16 protein-coding genes are annotated in these 17,032 nt (G+C 64.7%); 8 read left to right on the top strand and 8 right to left on the bottom strand.

Annotated elements, in window-relative coordinates:
* The first annotated feature begins 16 nt into the window (after positions 1 to 16).
* Entirely contained in the window at positions 17 to 2,434 is a 2,418-nt protein-coding gene (locus AC0MRV_RS02180; protein WP_472762783.1) for an ABC transporter permease, read from the top strand.
* On the opposite strand, the gene AC0MRV_RS02175 is transcribed toward AC0MRV_RS02180, so the two are convergent.
* Entirely contained in the window at positions 2,403 to 3,749 is a 1,347-nt protein-coding gene (locus AC0MRV_RS02175) for an ATP-binding protein (RefSeq protein WP_472763927.1), read from the bottom strand. The two genes, AC0MRV_RS02180 and AC0MRV_RS02175, sit on opposite strands and share 32 nt — an antisense overlap.
* A gap of 170 nt (positions 3,750 to 3,919) precedes the next feature.
* A complete protein-coding gene (locus AC0MRV_RS02170; RefSeq protein WP_472762782.1) occupies positions 3,920 to 5,146 on the bottom strand; it encodes an LL-diaminopimelate aminotransferase in 1,227 nt (408 codons plus the stop codon).
* 124 nt (positions 5,147 to 5,270) lie between these two features.
* On the opposite strand from AC0MRV_RS02170, the gene panC reads away from it, so the two are divergent.
* From panC to recD2, 7 genes are read left to right on the top strand one after another with little or no spacing between them, the layout of a single operon-like run.
* A complete protein-coding gene (gene panC / locus AC0MRV_RS02165) occupies positions 5,271 to 6,113 on the top strand; it encodes a pantoate--beta-alanine ligase (RefSeq protein ID WP_472762781.1) in 843 nt (280 codons plus the stop codon).
* A 4-nt stretch (positions 6,114 to 6,117) separates the two neighbouring features.
* Positions 6,118 to 6,624, top strand: a complete 507-nt coding sequence (locus tag AC0MRV_RS02160; protein WP_472762780.1) for a GNAT family N-acetyltransferase — start codon at positions 6,118 to 6,120, stop codon at positions 6,622 to 6,624.
* A 20-nt stretch (positions 6,625 to 6,644) separates the two neighbouring features.
* Positions 6,645 to 8,222 carry an L-aspartate oxidase gene (gene nadB, locus AC0MRV_RS02155; RefSeq protein ID WP_472762779.1) on the top strand — a complete coding sequence of 526 codons (1,578 nt, stop codon included), beginning with the start codon at positions 6,645 to 6,647 and terminating at the stop codon, positions 8,220 to 8,222.
* Positions 8,223 to 8,240: 18 nt separating this feature from the next.
* A complete protein-coding gene (locus tag AC0MRV_RS02150) occupies positions 8,241 to 9,128 on the top strand; it encodes an EamA family transporter (RefSeq protein WP_472762778.1) in 888 nt (295 codons plus the stop codon).
* A gap of 47 nt (positions 9,129 to 9,175) precedes the next feature.
* The gene (locus AC0MRV_RS02145; RefSeq protein WP_472762777.1) at positions 9,176 to 9,421 is read left to right on the top strand and encodes an antitoxin; all 246 of its coding nucleotides are present in this window, start codon (positions 9,176 to 9,178) and stop codon (positions 9,419 to 9,421) included.
* A 3-nt stretch (positions 9,422 to 9,424) separates the two neighbouring features.
* On the top strand, positions 9,425 to 9,826 hold the full coding sequence (locus tag AC0MRV_RS02140) for a PIN domain-containing protein (RefSeq protein ID WP_472762776.1): 402 nt from the start codon (positions 9,425 to 9,427) through the stop codon (positions 9,824 to 9,826).
* Positions 9,823 to 12,024, top strand: coding sequence for an SF1B family DNA helicase RecD2 (gene recD2 / locus AC0MRV_RS02135; RefSeq protein ID WP_472762775.1), 2,202 nt, complete (start codon positions 9,823 to 9,825; stop codon positions 12,022 to 12,024). Before AC0MRV_RS02140 ends, recD2 begins: the two co-directional genes overlap by 4 nt.
* Before the next feature lie 6 nt (positions 12,025 to 12,030).
* Here recD2 and AC0MRV_RS02130 read toward each other — a convergent pair whose 3' ends face one another.
* The 6 genes from AC0MRV_RS02130 to AC0MRV_RS02105 all read right to left on the bottom strand — a co-directional run bounded on the left by AC0MRV_RS02130 (position 12,031) and on the right by AC0MRV_RS02105 (position 17,018).
* On the bottom strand, positions 12,031 to 12,372 hold the full coding sequence (locus AC0MRV_RS02130) for an antibiotic biosynthesis monooxygenase family protein (RefSeq protein ID WP_472762774.1): 342 nt from the start codon (positions 12,370 to 12,372) through the stop codon (positions 12,031 to 12,033).
* Positions 12,369 to 13,097, bottom strand: a complete 729-nt coding sequence (locus tag AC0MRV_RS02125) for a methyltransferase domain-containing protein (RefSeq protein WP_472762773.1) — start codon at positions 13,095 to 13,097, stop codon at positions 12,369 to 12,371. Before AC0MRV_RS02125 ends, AC0MRV_RS02130 begins: the two co-directional genes overlap by 4 nt.
* A 374-nt stretch (positions 13,098 to 13,471) precedes the next feature.
* On the bottom strand, positions 13,472 to 14,623 hold the full coding sequence (locus AC0MRV_RS02120; protein WP_472762772.1) for a hypothetical protein: 1,152 nt from the start codon (positions 14,621 to 14,623) through the stop codon (positions 13,472 to 13,474).
* Between the two features lie 138 nt (positions 14,624 to 14,761).
* Positions 14,762 to 15,988, bottom strand: a complete 1,227-nt coding sequence (locus AC0MRV_RS02115; RefSeq protein WP_472762771.1) for an ABC transporter permease — start codon at positions 15,986 to 15,988, stop codon at positions 14,762 to 14,764.
* 38 nt (positions 15,989 to 16,026) lie between these two features.
* Complete coding sequence (locus AC0MRV_RS02110) at positions 16,027 to 16,803, bottom strand: ABC transporter ATP-binding protein (protein WP_472762770.1); 777 nt, start codon at positions 16,801 to 16,803, stop codon at positions 16,027 to 16,029.
* A gap of 20 nt (positions 16,804 to 16,823) precedes the next feature.
* Positions 16,824 to 17,018, bottom strand: coding sequence for a hypothetical protein (locus tag AC0MRV_RS02105; protein ID WP_472762769.1), 195 nt, complete (start codon positions 17,016 to 17,018; stop codon positions 16,824 to 16,826).
* Positions 17,019 to 17,032: the final 14 nt, after the last annotated feature.

Raw genomic sequence — 17,032 nt, 5'->3', positions numbered from 1 at the left:
CACTCCCCCTCGCCCCATGACTCCCCTGCGCTCGGCCATCCGCCAGTTGTTGCAGTCGCCGGCCTACACCGTGGTCGCGCTGCTCATCCTCGCCCTCGGCATCGGCGTGAACACCGCGATGTTCAGTTTGCTCGAGGCGCTGCTCTTTCGCGACGCCCCGTTTCCCGCGCCCGATCGTATCACGATGCTGGTGAGTCGCACGCCGGCCGGTCCCCGGTTTGAACACTCCGCCCTGGAGGATCGCGAGATCCGTGAGGCCCAGCCGGACTTCGCTTCGCTCACCACCTTTGCCTTTGTGAGTTATCTGCTGTCAGAGCCCGGGCGTCCGCCGGAACGTCTCGGCGCCGTCGATGCCTCACCTGAGATCTGGTCGACGTTCGGCATGCAGCCCATGCTGGGCCGGGCATTCACGGCCGAGGAAGCCGCGCGCGGGCAGAATCAGGTCATCGTGCTCAGCCACCAATTCTGGCAACAACGCTACGGCGGCGACCCCGGGGTGCTCGGCCGCACCCTCCGGCTCAACGGCGAGAGCGTCACGATCATTGGCGTCATGCCGTCGGCCTTTGACTACCGGAAGCTCTGGCAAGGCACCTCTTTCTGGCGACCACTGGCCTACAACGAGGAACAGCTGCAATGGCGCGACTACCGTATCTTCCGCTTCGCCGGCCGGCTGGATCCGGCGGCGTCCGCGGTGCAGATCAACACCACACTGACCGCGGTCGCGGCAAACCAGACCACGGCATTTCCCGATCTGTATTCGGGACTTCGATACGAAACGCTTCCCCTGGTCGACGCGCTCAACAGCGACCTGAACCGTCGCATCTCCTGGCTGCTGATGAGCCTCGCCGGTTTTGTCCTGCTCATCGCCTGCGCCAACCTCGCCAATCTCCAACTCGCGCGCGCGGCGTCCCGCACCCGCGAGCTGGCCATCCGCAGCGCGCTCGGCGCCACCCGGCGGCGGCTCATTGGCCAGCAACTGGTGGAGTCTGTGGTGGTTTCGCTCGGTGGTGGCATTCTGGGACTCGCCCTCGCCTGGGCGATCAATCGCGTGTTGGAAGCTCGGCTCACGCTCGGCGGCGGCTCCGGCGCGCTCGACCTGCAACTCAACGGCCCCGTTGTCACTCTCACGTTCGGCCTCGCGGTCGCCACCGGCGTGCTTTTCGGCATCGTGCCGGCGTGGTTGAGTTCGCACGTCAACCTCAACGCCGTCCTTAAGACCCAGAGTCGCGGCACCACCGCTGGCCGCGGTTCCCATCGCCTGCGCGCCGCGCTCATCGTGGCTGAGTTCACCCTCGCGTTGGTGCTGCTCGGCGGGGCCGCGATCATGCACCGGGGCTTTGACCGTTTCCTCCAACGTAATCCCGGCTGGGATGTCGACCAGATCGTCACAGCCGAACTCGCGGTGCCCGGCACGCGCTACCCCAAATATGAACAACGGGTCGAGTTGTTCCGCACCATCGAGCGCAACCTCCGCGACTTGCCAGGCGTGGAATCCGCCGCCCTCGCCACCTCGCTCCCGATCTTCGGCTACGGCGCCGACCGTCAGGTCTTGCTGGAAGGACAGGAAGGTATCGACGCCGCCACGCTGCCGCGTGCGTTCCACGTCATGGTCACGCACGACTACTTCCGCGCCATGGGCATTCCGCTGTTGGCCGGGGAAACGTTCCGCGAAGACGTCAAACCGAGTGACCCCGATGTCATCATCGTAAACCGCGCTCTCGCCGAACAACTGTGGCCCGACCAGAATCCCATTGGTCAACGCCTGTGCAGCATGGACAGCGGCATCCCGTTCTGGGCCGAGGTGGTGGGCGTGGTCGAGAACGTCGAGGCCGCCGCCGCGCTGGGACCGCCGGCCACGCGCTTCGTGGTTTACAAACCCACCGCCCAAGAGGCCTGGGGCTGGACCTACCTGATCATGCGCAGCACTGCTCCAGCCACCCAACGCGAGGCCCTGCGTCGCGCCGTGCTGGCGATCGATCCGGAACTGTTGCCGACGACGATCTCAACCGGTCCGGAACAAATCGCATACAGTCAGCATAACCTGCGCTTGGTCGGCCACACCCTCTCCGCCTTCGGCGCGCTGGGCCTGCTCCTCGCCGCGCTCGGGATCTACGCGGTGATGAGCAACGCGGTGGCGCAACGCACCGGTGAATTCGGCATCCGTCTCGCCCTCGGCGCGCAGCCGGCCGACGTGTTGCAGCTGGTGTTGCGCCAGGGCGTGACCCTGAGCCTGGTCGGCATCGTATTCGGCCTGCTGGGGGCCGCGGTATTGGGTCGGTTCCTGCAAAGCACCATGCCTCGGCTGGCCAGCATCGATCCGATCGCTCTCGGCTCCGTGGCGCTGGGGCTGGGTCTCGTAGGCGTGGTGGCTTGCCTGCTGCCCGCCCTGCGCGCCACTCGAATCAATCCTCTGGTCGCCTTGCGGGCGGAGTGACCCGCTCGGACCGTCGACCGGGTTCAGGTCTGGGCGTCTCCACGCTGATGGGCAGGTAAAGTGAGACCGTTGTCCCTTGCTCGGGAACGGACTCGACTTCGATGGCGCCTTGGTGAGCGTGCGCTACCCCCAAGATCGACGCGAGCCCCATGCCGCGACCAAAAGACTTGTGCGTGTAAAACGGGTCGAAGATCTGGTCGATTTCCGTGCGCTGGATGCCGACACCCTGGTCAATCACCCGGATGCGCGCATACAGCCCCGGGGGAAGCTGCAAGTCGTAGGGGCCAGCCATGGATTTTGGCGCCGAAAGTATCTCCTGATCCAACTCCAGGCACACCGAGCCGGAGCGGTCGGCCATTGCTTCCGCGGCGTTGGCCATCAGTCCCTCAATCGCTTGATGCAGGAGCGCGCCGTCGATCTCAGCGACCGCATCCTCCACCACTTCGAATTCGACGGTCCCGCCGCGGGCGGAGCTTGGCAGGTCCCGGATCACCCCACGCAACCACGGCCCGAGCGCCGTCGGGCGCGGGTCGATCTTGCGATCACCGCCGTAGAGCACCAATTGGGATATCATCCCGGCCGCGCGCTCACATTGCCGCACCTGCGCCTCGGCATAACCCGCGACGCGTCCGTGCGGTTCGGCGTCCAACCGGATCAACTCCGCGTTGCCCAGGATCGAGGTCAGGATGTTGTTGAAATGATGCGCAATGCCTCCCGCCAGATGGCGCAGGCTTTCCAGCCGGCCGGCCGAGGTGCGACGCTTCTGTTCGAGTTCCGCCAAGGTGCGGGCGAGGCGATCCACCGCCGGGCGAAACACCAGCAGGGCCTCGATCGCCAACACCACCAACGTGAAGAACAACAGCCCCAACTCGACCCGTTGCAGCGCCGTGACGCGCGCCGTCGCGCTCTGTTCGAGCTGCCGCACGGCCGCATCCATGAGCGGAAGAAAGATCTCTTGGTTGCGCAGCAGAAGCCGGCGTTGCACCGGGTCCAGACTGCCGCCTTCAACCAGTTTCGCCACCACCCCGGAGACCGCCAACATGGGCCGCTCAAGTTCCGCCAGCAGACCGAGCAGGGAATCCCGAGCCGCGTCGTCCGCCGCCAACCTCCGTGCTGCTTCAATCAAATCGCTGTGAGACGTCAGCCAAAGCTCGTTTAAAAGCCGCATCTCGTTGATGACCGCTAAACGTTCCTCGGACGCGGCTTCCTCCAGCAGCAGGGCCTTCAAGGTCAGCCGTTGACTCAGCATGCGTTGCCGCCCCGCCTGATTCACCACGTGCCCGCTGGCGCGTTGTTCGACCAAGGCATACTGCACGACCACCTGGCCGACGATGGCGAGGGCCGCGACCGTGCCCAAGGCGATCACATAAAGCCGCCGAAAACGGCGGGGAACGCGCCGACTCTGTTCAGAATCGGCCCCGGGGGTGGACGGCTCAGCAGGGGCGCGCACGTTCACAAGCTGCGCCCCCGCCGGTCAGGAATCAATCACGCAAGCGCCTCTGCAATACGTTTGAGCGCATTTTCCACGTTGGCGCGGGAATTGAAGGCGCTGATGCGCACATGCCCCTCGCCGCACTTGCCGAAACCGGCGCCCGGCGTGCAAACGACCCCCGCTTTGTTGAGCAGGAGGTCGAAGAATTCCCAGGAATCGCGACCAGTGTTGATCCAGATGTAGGGCGCGTTGTCGCCGCCCACACAGCTGAAGCCAAGGTCGAGCATCGCGGTGCGGATGAGGGCGGCGTTCTCGAGGTAAAAATCCGTCTTCTCCTTCACCTGCGCCTGGCCTTCCGGCGTGTAAATCGCCGCGGCCGCCTTCTGCACCGGATAGGAGACCCCATTGAACTTGGTGGTGTGGCGGCGGTTCCACATGCCATGCACCGAGTGCGCCTTGCCGGTGGAGTCGTAGGCCATGAGCTTCTTCGGCACGACCGTGTAGGCGCAACGCGTGCCGGTGAAGCCGGCCGTCTTGGAGAAGCTGCGCAACTCGATCGCGACCTCTTCGGCGCCCGGGATCTCGTAGATCGAGTGCGGGATCGACTCGTCGCGGATGAAGGCCACGTAGGCGACATCGTAGAGAATGATGGCCTGGTTGGCCTTCGCGTAGGCGACCCACGCTTCAAGTTGCTCGCGCGTCGCGACGGCGCCGGTCGGGTTGTTGGGGAAGCAGAGGTAAATCAGGTCGGTCGCCTCGTTCGGGATCGCCGGCACGTAGTTGTTCTCGGGCGTGCAATCGAGGTAGGTGACACCCTGGTAGCGACCATCGACATTGGTGCCGGTGCGGCCGGCCATCACGTTGGTGTCGATGTAGACGGGGTAAACCGGATCTGGAATCGCGAGCTTCAGACCGTCCTCCGCGAAGATTTCCTGGATGTTCGCACTGTCGCACTTCGCCCCGTCGGAGACGAAGATCTCATCCGGCGAGATGGCGCAGCCGCGGCTGGCGTAGTCACCCTTGGCGATGGCCTCGCGCAGGAACGCGTAACCCTGCTCCGGACCGTAGCCGCGGAAGGTCTCGCGCTTGGACAACTCGTCGGCGCCTTCATGCAGGGCCTTCACGCAGACTTCCGGCAGGGGTTCGGTGACGTCGCCGATACCGAGGCGAATGAGCGGCTTGTCGGGGTTGGCCGCCGTGTAGGCGTTCACGCGCTTGGCGATGTCAGCAAAGAGGTAGGAAGCTTTGAGCTTCAGGTAATTTTCGTTGATGCGGATCATGATGGGAAAGGAAAGGGCCGACGGGAACGGAGCCGACGTTGAGCCGGGCAAAAACTTGAATAAGTGAGTCCGCACGAATTTGATCAAGCCCGCTTCGGACGCGACCCTCCCCCCTCCTCCTTCCATGCAGACCCTCCGCACCATCACCGAGATGCAAACCGTGGCCCGCGAGCTTCGCGCCGCCGACCGCACCGTCGCCTTTGTGCCGACCATGGGGGCCCTGCACGAGGGCCACCTCGATCTCGTGCGACTGGGCGCCAAACAGGCCGACGTGGTGGTGGTGTCGATTTTCGTCAACCCCACCCAATTTGGCCCCAACGAGGACTACACCCGCTACCCGCGCGATCTTGAGGGCGACGCGGCCAAGTGCGAGGCGGCCGGCGCCCACTACATTTTCACGCCGACCAAGGACGAACTCTACCCGGCCGGTTACTCTACCTACGTGACCGAAGAGTCCGTGGCCAAACCCCTCGAAGGGGTTTCGCGCCCCGTGCACTTCCGCGGCGTCACCACCATCGTCACCAAACTCTTCAACATCGTGCAGCCCACCTGCGCGATCTTCGGCCAAAAGGACGCCCAACAGGTCGCCGTCATTCGCAAGCTTGTGGCCGATCTCCACCTGCCGGTCGACATTGTGACCTGCCCCACCACCCGCGACGTCGATGGCCTCGCGCTCAGCTCCCGCAACGCCTACCTCACGCCGACCCAGCGCCAAGCCGCCCTCGCGATTCCGCGCACCTTGCAGACGATCAAGGCGATGGTCGAAAAGGGCGAACGTCGCGCCGAACGCCTCGTGGCCGAAGCCACCCACCTGCTCGCCGATCACCGCCAGATCCGCGTCATCTACGTGGCCACCGTCGATCCCGCCACCATGCAACCGCAGCGGGAAATCGAACCCGGCAACACCCTCATGGCCATCGCCGCCTGGGTCGACGAAACCCGGCTCATCGACAACATCCTTCTCTGAAGCCATGAGCTCCACCCTGCGTCCCGCCACCGTCGCCGACATCGCGGCGATCCAGCTTATCTACGCCCATCACGTGCTCCACGGCACCGGCACCTTCGACACCGAGCCACCCACCGTCGAAGGCATCCGCAGCCGCTTCCAAACCCTCACCGCCCGCGGTTATCCCTACCTCGTCGCGGAACTCGACGGCGAGGTCATCGGTTTCGGCTACGCGGGCCCCTTCCGCGACCGGCACGCCTACCAATTCACCGTCGAGGATTCGATCTACCTGCACCCCGATCGCCGCGGCCAAGGCATCGGCCGACTCCTGCTCGCCGAGCTCATCCGCATCGCCACCGCCGCCGGCTTCAAACAGATGATCGCGGTCATCGGTGACTCCGACAACCGCGCCTCCATCCGCCTGCACGCCGCCGCCGGATTCGCGACGACGGGCACCATGCGCGACGTCGGCCACAAGTTCGACCGCTGGCTCGACGTGGTCATCATGCAGCGCCCACTCGGCGACGACTGATCCCGCACTCCCGGAAATCCATGTCCCAGTCCTTTGACGTCCTCGTGCTCGGCAGCGGCATCGCCGGTCTGAGCTTCGCCCTCAAAGCCGCCCAATCCGGCCAGTCCGTCGCCATCCTCACCAAGAAGACCAAGGCCGACTCCAACACCAACTGGGCCCAGGGCGGTATCGCCGCCGTCACCTCACCTGACGACGAGGTCGAAAAACACGTGCAGGACACGCTCATCGCGGGCGACGGTCTCTGCCGGGAAGCGGCCGTGCGCGAGATCATCCGCGATGGCCCGGCCCGCGTGCAGGAACTGGTTGAGCTCGGACTCAAGTTCTCCCGCGACGCCGGGGGCGGCTACGACCTCGGCCGCGAGGGCGGCCACAGCGAGCGCCGCATCCTCCACGTGAAGGACATGACCGGCAAGGCGATCGAAGACGCGTTGCTGCGCGCCATCTCCCGCGAGCCGCGGGTCGCGCTCTACGAACACCTCTTCGGTATCGACCTTATCACTACCGGCAAAGGCAAACAGCGCCGCGTGCAGGGCCTCTACGCCCTCGACGTGCACGACGGCCGCGTCATCACCTTCCGCGCGCCGGTCGTCATGCTCTCCACCGGCGGCGCCGGTCGGGTGTATCAGTTCTCCACCAACCCCGAGATCGCCACCGGTGACGGCATCGCCATGGCCTACCGCGCCGGCGTGGAGATTCGCAACCTGGAGTTCATCCAGTTCCACCCCACCACGCTCTTCACGGCCGACGGCAAACGGTTCCTCATCAGCGAAGCCGTGCGTGGCGAGGGTGCCGTGCTGCGCAACCTGAAGGGCGAGGCCTTCATGTCGCGCTACCACCACCAGGCCGACCTCGCGCCCCGCGACATCGTGGCCCGCGCCATCGACAGCGAAATGAAGGCGAGCGGCACGCCGCATGTCTGGCTCGACATCACTCACCGCAACGCCGCCTACCTGCGCCGCCGTTTCCCGAAGATCTACAAAACCTGCAAGGAACTCGGCTTCGACCTCGCCACCGACTACCTGCCGGTCGTGCCCGCCGCCCACTACACCTGCGGCGGCGTCGCCACCAACCTCGCCGGCGAAACCGAACTGCCCGGACTCTACGCCTGCGGCGAGGTCGCCTGCACCGGTCTGCACGGCGCCAACCGGCTTGCCTCCAACTCGCTGCTCGAAGCAGTCGTCGTCGCCCACCGCGCCGCCGCCTCGGTCGAGCGCTACCTCGCCCGACTGCCGAAGACCCGCCGCGCGCCCATTCCGGAGTGGATCGATCTCGGCGGTCACGACGCCGACGAGCGCGTGGTGATCAGCCACAACTGGGACGAGTTGCGCCGCACCATGTGGGACTACGTCGGCATTATGCGCACGACCAAACGTCTGGAGCGCGCCCGCACCCGCATCACCAACCTCGAACGCGAGATCCAGGACTACTACTGGAACTTCTCCGTCGATCCCGAGCTACTCGAGCTGCGCAACCTCACCACGGTCGCCCGCCTCATTGTCGCCTGCGCCCTTCAGCGCCGCGAAAGCCGCGGTCTGCACGCCATCACCGACTACCCCCAGACGCGCAAACGCCCCCTCGATTCGAAAGTGCGACTCTAGCGCCGACGCTCTGCCCGCATGTTCGACTCGCTCCATCTCCTGCTGCCATTGGCGAGCAGCTTCGGTTACGTCGCCGGCGTGCTGCTGCTCAAACGCAGCGCCGCATTCGGTGTCGGGGTCTGGCGTTCGACCTTTCTCACCAATCTGCTACACGCCGTTTGCTTCGCCCCGTTGTGGTTGCTGGGACCCGGCGCCGGCACAGGTTCGTGGTGGCAACCGCTCGTGACCGGCAGCCTGTTCTTCGTCGGCCAAGTGGCCACCTTCATCGCCATCGAACGCGGCGACGTCTCCGTGGCCACTCCCGTGCTCGGCACCAAGATTGTGCTCGTCGCGCTCATCAGCGCGCTGCTCCTGCCCGATCCCGTGCCGCTGAAATGGTGGATCGCCGCCGCCCTCAGCACGACCGCCATCGCTCTGCTCAATCGCCGTCCGCGCAGTCATGCCGCTGGCGATGCTTCCCTCGCGCCCACGATCATCGCCGCCCTGAGCGCCGCCACCGCCTTTGCCGCCTGCGATGTGCTCGTGCAGAAATGGGCTCCACTCTGGGGCGCGGGACGCTTCCTGCCGCTGATGTTTTTGTGCCTGGCCGGACTCTCCTTCACCCTCGTCCCAGCATTCAGTGCGCCCCTGCGACAAGTCGTCCGCCCCGCCCGCCCGTGGCTGATCGGCGGTGCCTTGTTGTTGTCCATCCAGGCCGTCGGCATGGGCGGCACCATCGCCATCTTCGGCGACGCCACCGCGGTCAATGTGGTCTACAGCGCCCGCGGACTCTGGGCCGTGCTCGCCGTGTGGTGGATCGGCCACTGGTTCCACAACGAGGAACAAAAGCTTGGTGCCGCGGTGCTCCGCACCCGCCTCTGGGGTGCCGCGCTGATGTTGCTGGCCATCGGGCTGGTGCTCGTGTGAGCACCGGGATTGACACGCTCGCTGTATATACATCCCGTATATACATCATGACCAAGACGGCCAAACTCTTCACCAACGGAGGCTCCCAAGCCATCCGCCTGCCGAAGGAGTTTCGTTTTCCAGGCAAAGAGGTGCGTATTCGCAAGACCAAGAACGGCATCTCCATCACGCCAATCGACGACGAAAAGGAAAAACTGCGGGAAGCCATGCGCAAACTGGCCGGTTCATGTCCGGATTTCCCCGACATTCCCAAGCACACGGCTCCCGACATCCCGCGCGATCTCGATTGGTAGGCCATGCTCTATCTGCCCGATACGAACGCCTGTTCCCACTTCATGCGCGGGCACCCCGTTTTGATCGAACGGTGGATCAGGCACGCGCCTAGTATTCGGCTTTCCGCCCTCGTCGTCGCGGAGCTGGAATACGGAGCGGTCAAATCTGGTAGTGCCAAGCAGCAACGACGTGTCACGGAGCTCACCTCCACCCTTCCCTTCGAACCTTTTCGCCGCGAAGACACCCTCAACTACGCTCGTCTCCGTTCGCATCTCGAACGCAAGGGGCAGATGATCGGCCCCATCGACACCCTCATTGCCGCCCAAGCCCTGCGCCTCGGCGCCACCGTCGTCACCCACAACCTCGCCGAGTTCAAACGCGTGCCCAAACTCAAGGTCGTCGATTGGCAGAGCCCCGCCTCATGAGCGCCGAACAACTCACCGGCGTCCTCGAGCGCATCATCTTCTCCAACGAAGAGAACCACTACACCATCGCCGAGTTTCGGCACGGTGAATACAACGAGAAGGTCACCATCACCGGCACCCTGCCCGGCGTGCAATGCGGGGAGACCCTGCACCTCGAGGGCGAGTGGACCCGCCACAGTCAACATGGCCTGCAATTCAAGATCGCCAGCTTCCGCTCCACCCTGCCGTCCACCGTGTATGGGATTCGCAAATACCTCGGCAGCGGCCTCGTGCCCGGCATCGGCAAGGTCTACGCCAACAAGATCGTCGACGCCTTCGGCACCGACACCTTTCGCGTGCTCTCCGAGGAAAGCGCCCGCCTGCGCACCGTGCCCGGCATCGGCAAAAAGCGCGCCATCGCCATCAAGGCCGCCTGGGACGATCAGCGCGCCTTCCGCGAGCTCTACATCTTCCTCCAAACCTACGGCGTCACCACCAGCCAGTGCGTAAAGCTCAACAAGGCCTACGGTGCGCAGGCCCAGACCATCATCCAGACCGAACCCTACCGTGTCGCCCGCGAGATCGACGGTATCGGCTTTAAGACCGCCGACCGCATCGCCATCAACCTCGGCTTCGCCAACGACGCCCCTCCCCGCCTCGACGCCGGTCTCATCTACGCCCTCGAAACCCTGCAGGAGGAGGGCCACACCGCGCTGCGCGAAGCCGACCTCATCGCTCACGCCGCCGAGTTGCTTGAAACCACCACGGACCGCCTCGAAACCCGCGTCGCCGCGCTCATCGAACAACGCGCGCTCAGCCGTCATTGGCCGGCGGATACGCCGGATCCGCTGCCCGGTTCCGGCTTCATCCAACTCCCGGTCCTCGACCGCGCCGAGCAAAAGATCGCCGCCGTCATTGCCCGCCTCGACGCCGTCCCCTCCGGCCTGCCCCCCATCAAGATCGACGCCGCCGTCGACTGGGCGCAGCAGAAGGCCGAAATTCAGTTCGCCGCCAAACAGGCCGAAGCCATCCGCACCGCCCTGGCCAACAAAGCCAGCATCCTCACCGGCGGACCCGGCACCGGGAAGACGACCATCCTGCGCGCCCTCGTCGACATCCTGCGCGCCAAGAAGGTGCGCCTGCACCTTGCCGCCCCCACCGGTCGTGCCGCCCAACGCCTCGCCGAAACCACCGGTGGCTTCGCATCGACCATCCACCGGCTGCTCAAGTTCGATCCGGCCAAAGGCCACTTCACCACCAACGAAGACCACCCGCTCGCGACCGATTTTCTCGTGGTCGACGAGGCCTCGATGTTGGACACCCGTCTCGCCTCCGCCCTGTTCCAAGCCGTGCCCTCGGCCGCCCACCTGTTGCTCGTCGGCGACACCGATCAGTTGCCCTCCGTCGGCGCCGGCAACGTGTTGCAGGATCTCATTGCCACCCAGCGCATCGCCGTCACCCGCCTCGACGTCATCCACCGCCAGAAGGGCCAGAGCGGGATCGTCACCACCGCCCACGCCATCAACGACGGCGATCCATCCCTCCCTGTGACGATTCCCGAACTCGACGCGCTGCAGGCCTGGAGCGACCTCAACTTCATTCCCGCCGCCGACCAACAGGACTGCGTCAACAAGGTCCTGCGTCTCTGCCGCGAAACGCTCCCGCGCCTGCACCCTTGGATCAAACCCATCCAGGACATTCAGGTCCTCGCGCCGATGCACCGCGGCACTGCCGGTGTGGGGAATCTGAATACTGCCCTGCAGTCGGCGCTCAATCCGACCCGGCAAGGCATCAAGTTCGCCGCCGGTGAGTTCCGCACCGGCGACAAGATCATCCAACTGCGCAACAACTACGACAAGAACCTATTCAACGGCGACATCGGCACCGTCGTGGCGACCGACGGCATCAACGGCACCCTCACCGCCCGCTTCGACGACACCGAACACACCTTCGAACGCGGGGAGTTCGGCGACCTCGCCCTCGCCTACGCCATCAGCATCCACAAGTCACAGGGATCTGAATACCCCATCGTCGTCATCCCGCTGCTCAAGGCCCACTTCATGATGCTGCAGCGCAACCTCCTCTACACCGCCATCACCCGCGGAAAAAAGAAGGTCTACCTCGTCGGCGAACCCGCCGCCTACGGCATGGCCGTGCGCAACCACGAGGCCAAGGTCCGCAGCACCCACCTGAAACAAAAGATCGCGGCGGCCGGGTGACTCGACTCAACCCAACCCAAAGTCATACGCCCGCTCGACCTTTGCCACGCGGGTCGCGTAGGCCTCATACCATCGGGCCTGGCCTTGGGCTTGGGCGGCGCGGTGCTCCGTATTCATTTTCCAAGCACGGATGGATTCGGCATCGCGCCAGTAACTCACGGTGAAGCCGAAACCGGCCGCATCGCGCGCCGACTCCACGCCCAGAAATCCGTCCTGTTCGCGCGCGAGCTCCATCATGCGCGAGCCCATGTCGTCGTAGCCTTCCACCACATCGTTGCGCAAAGAGGTGAAGATCACCGCGTAGTAGGGCGGTTCCGGGGTGGCGGCAAAACGGTCAAGCGGGTTCATGAATCTCTCCGGGTTAGAACCAACATCGAGTGGGCGCCAGCGAAGAAGCCGTAGTCCACCGGCTGCTCCCGCCCCACGATCCCATGTTCGGCCAAAGCCGCCACCAGGTCCGCGAGCTGAGCATAGGGTTTCCCGTCCGCGCCGCACACCGGGTGGATGCGCACTTCGTCCCGCGCCACCCGCACCAACTCGCGGCAGGCCGCAACGTGGAAGGCAAAGTCGAACAAGGCCGGATAGATGAACAGCAGATGGGCGCAGAGCACGAGGTCGAAGGCCCCATCCAGAAAGGGCAACTCCGGCAGCGCAGCGCCGAAATAGCGCCCGTGCGCGAAGTGCGCTTCGTAGTCGCGCAAGAACCGCTCCGCCGCCGCGCGCCGATCGCGTTCCGCTGCATCGATCGATCCGAAGCTCCGATACACAAAGCGCGCCGCGCTCTCCGGCGCCCGCATGCGCTTGAACATGTGGTCGTAATCGAGCTGCACCTGTGCGCGGAGCGCGTCGGGCGTGCGCCCGTAGAGTGGATCGACCGCAACGGCCTCGATGCCGGCTCGCCGCGCTTCGGCGGTGAAGGACGCCGGTCCGGCGGCGACATCGAGCACGGCGCGCCCCTTCAACATCGCCGGTTGCAGGTCAAAAAATTGGCCATATTCGGCCAGGGTGCGGCCAAAGAAGGCCACGGCAGGCCGGTCAAAGACCGGTGTTTCTTGAATCTCGGAGGTTCTCATAATCAAAATTTTAAGAAATTTTGTCACCTAATAGGTTACAAATTACTGCAGCCTGCGGGGAGGCAGGGACAGCTTCGGTGGGTAGAGCGGTGGGGGGCGGAAAACAAAAAGCCCGACTCGTGCTAGGGAGTCGGGCTTGGCGGTATTCAAGTGACGGGCACGAGGGCCTCGTCGTGAGATCAGATCGACCTCACCATCGCCAAGCCGGGGAACGCCACCACGCCCATGCGCCACCAGTCGGAGAGACTTGTGCCGGGCATTGCGATTCGGTGGTGGAACAACCGTTCATTGCGCTGGGTGATGCTTCGCCGGGCCGCGCCGATCAAGTCGAAAGACGACCGCGGCCTCCAGCCTGCGGCGACCGGCGCTCCGATTCAAACCGCTTTCGGGCTCGGCGGCGGCGGGGCTTTGCGGCCGAAGATCCCACGGATACGCGAAGTCGCTTTGAACGGCGCCGCGGAGCCGCTGCGCTTGGGCGAATCAAACGTCTCCTTAGGCGGTGCTGGCAGGCCGCGACGCACCCGGTCCTTCTCCGCCAGCAGGGTCTCGAGTTCGCGCAGGCGCTCCTCCCGCTTGCGGATTTGGTTGTCGAGATCGACGAGGGCCATGCGCTCGTCGCGGAACATCGCCTTCTCGGCGGCAAAAACTTCGCGGGCTTTTTCCAGTGCCTCCCAACCGCGACCATAGTCCTGATCGGAGCCCCAAGGCAGCCGAGTGCCGTCGCGGGCCATGCGACCATGTTTTGATTCCAGCGCTTCTTCGCGCTCGCGCAGGCGCAGCTCGTAGTCGCGCAGGTTGGCTTCCCGCGACTGCAGGTCGCTCAAGGTTTCCTCCCACATCACCCGCTCCTCGCGCAGTTCTTCGCGCGCCCGGTCCACGCGGGCGCGATCCATGGCGAGGGCCTGTCGCTGCTGATTCAAAGCCGCGCGTTCGTCGGCCATCATGCGCGCTCGCTCGTCCATCGCGGTCTGCGCGGCCTGCATCATGTCGCGCTCTCCTTCGAGCTCGAGCAACGCCTGCTTAAAACGATCGCGCATCTCGACCGCATCCTTGTCCGCCTGCAGCGACTGGAAAACGGGCTCCAATTCGCGCAGGGTCCGGTCGACTTCACTGACCTCAATCGAAGGCACGGTGGTGAGCCCCTCGACTCGCTCCGGCTCGACCATCGCCAGGACCCGGCGCACCACCGGCCCGAGATCCTCGTTGAGCGGCCAAACATCGGAGAGGCCTTCCCGAATCCCCTGCACCACCAAGGGCAGCTGCAGCTCCGGCAGGAGCATCACCACCGGCGGCACGTCGCCGACGCGCTCGCGAATGTCTCCCGCCAAGGCAAACGCCTCTTCGCCCATCCCTTGGTAACCCACCAAAATGAGGTCGAAGGTCTCCGCCGCCGCAACCGCCGCCGCTTCGGCGGTCGGTTCAATGGCTCGCACCTTCAGTCCCGCCTCAACCAGCAGCATCGCCAAGACCCGGCGGTGATGGGCATCGGCATGGATGATGAGAATGTGTGGAGATGTCGTGTTCATGGTGACTGGGGATCAACCAGTCACCAGCGATACGTCACCGGTTCCGTTTTTCCACGGTAAACCTCCTGATCTCCAAGCATTTACCCAGCATTTACGTTAGCCGGTTTTTTACAATTCCAGCTCCCGCGCGCGGCGACCTCAGGCCCGGAAGATCACGTCCTCGCGGTTGAACATCTTCACACACAACCACAAGGCGATGCCGGCGTAGACGGCGGAGGAGCCGAAGATCAGAGAGATATAACCCCAGTTCCAGGTGCCGGAGAGCATCTCCTTACACACCAGGCTCAGGTTCATGATCGGGATGAGCGCGGTCTTTGCGCTCAGCTCGATGCCGGGCAACATGCCCATGGCGGTCGGAATGATCACCAGAATCATCATGGGCGACACGTAGCTCTGCGCCTCTTTGAAGCTCTTGGCAAAAAGCGCGATCGTCAGCTCCAAAGCCGCAAACAACACCGCCACCGGCACCACCATCGCAAACACGCCGATGAGGCCCACCGGGTCGATCAGCATCGGCATGCCGCCGCCACCGCCCGCGGCCGCCGCGCCGCCGCCGGGACTGCCGAAGACCATGGGCGCCACAAAGGCACTCGCCGCCATCATGACGACGGTGAGCGCCACCGTTGCCGCCGAGGCCGTGAGCACCATGAGGAACTTGCCGAGCACGATGTTGATGCGGGCCACCGGCGCGCAGAGCAGGGTCTCCATCGTGCCCCGTTCCTTTTCACCCGCCGTCAGGTCCATGGCCGGATACATCGCACCGGTGAAGCACAGGATCACGATCATGTAGGGCACGAAACCGCCGATGGCGTTGCCGCCCACTTTCTCGGGCGGAGCCACGTTTTCGGTCTCCACCTTGAAGGGCTCCACCACGCTCTGCGGCAGACCGCGCGCAGTGAGCGCCGTCTGGACTTTGTCCTCGCGGTAACCGTTGAGAAAATCACGGGCCTGGCTGCGACCCATGTTCGACTTTATCTCCCCCTGATAGTGGTAGATCTTCACCGTCGGCACCTCGGCCCCACTGGCCAGCGCCGCGTCAAAACCCGGCGGGATGTCGATCGCGACGCGTATCTTCTTATCGGATACCGCCTGCTTGTAGTCGTCGGTCGTCGGCACGACGCGAAACTCGTCGTGCGCCTTGAGCGCGGCGACGAGCTCGGGGGAATCCTCGCCGCCCACGATCATCACCGCGGAGAGCTCGGCCTGGGCCTTCGTGATGACCTTCTTCATCACGAAACCGGCGCCAAAGAAGATGAGCGGGATCACCACGGTCGGCACGACGATGGTGGAAATGAGGGTGCGCTTGTCGCGCACGGTGTCACGCAGCTCCTTGAAATAAACGGTGGCAATGGCGTTCCAGTTCATGGCGGGTCGGTTCGAAGTGGGTTGAGCGGACGGTGGGTTCAGGCGTTCTTTTCGGCGGCATCGAGGGCGGCCTGCAGGGCGGCTTCGCCGCCGACGGCCTTGACAAAAATCTCCTCCATATCGGTCTCGGCAAAGCGCTGCTGCAGCTCCGGCAGGCTGCCCTCGGCGACGAGTTTGCCGTCATGGATGATGCCGATCTTGTCGCATAGTTTTTCGATCTCACTCATCACGTGCGACGAGTAGATGACGGTCTTGCCGCGGTCGCGGCACTGGCGCACGAAGCGCACGATGGCGCGCGCGGTCATCACGTCGAGACCGAGCGTCGGCTCGTCGAAGATCATCACCTCGGGGTCGTGCACGAGCGTGCGGGCGATCGAGGTCTTTTGCTTCATCCCGGTGGAGAACTTGTCGCAGCGGCGGTCGAGGAACTCGTGCATGTCGAGCTCGTCGGCGAGCTGTTTGATGCGCGCTTTGATCGCACGCGGCTCCATGCCGTTGAGCTCGCCGAAGTAGGTGATCATCTCCCGCGCCGTGAGGCGGCCGTAGAGCGCGGTGCTGGCGGCGAGGAAGCCCACTTGCTGGCGCACCGCGTTGGCGTCGCGCACCACGTCGTGCCCGGCCACCACGGCGCTGCCCTCGGTGGGTTTGAGCAGCGTGGCGATCATGCGCAGCGTGGTGGTCTTGCCCGCCCCGTTGGCGCCGAGCAGACCATAGATCCGACCGGGTTCGCAGCGAAAGGACACATCGTCCACAGCGCGCACGACGCCGCGCTTCTTGTCCTTGAAGGTCTTGGTGAGGTTGGCGGTTTCGATCATGGTGGACGGCTGGTGAGGGTTCAGGAACGGTTGCGGCCAAAAAGGCGACATTCGCCGCCTTTGCGAGTGACGGACATCAAAAGGGCGAGTGCGACAAAGCAGGTGGTCTGATCGGCGGCGGTGAAGATCATCAGCGCGGCGAGCAGGATGGCGGCAAGGCCGGTGGCCTGGGGCGAAATGCCCTGGCGAAGGAAACGGCAAATACGAGATTTCATGGTCAGGCGTGGGG

It is taken from the genome of Actomonas spartinae (assembly GCF_051209155.1).
Classification (GTDB): Bacteria; Verrucomicrobiota; Verrucomicrobiia; order Opitutales; family Opitutaceae; genus Actomonas.
Note: the sequence above shows the minus strand (reverse complement) of the source record. Positions and strands in the feature narration are given on the sequence as shown.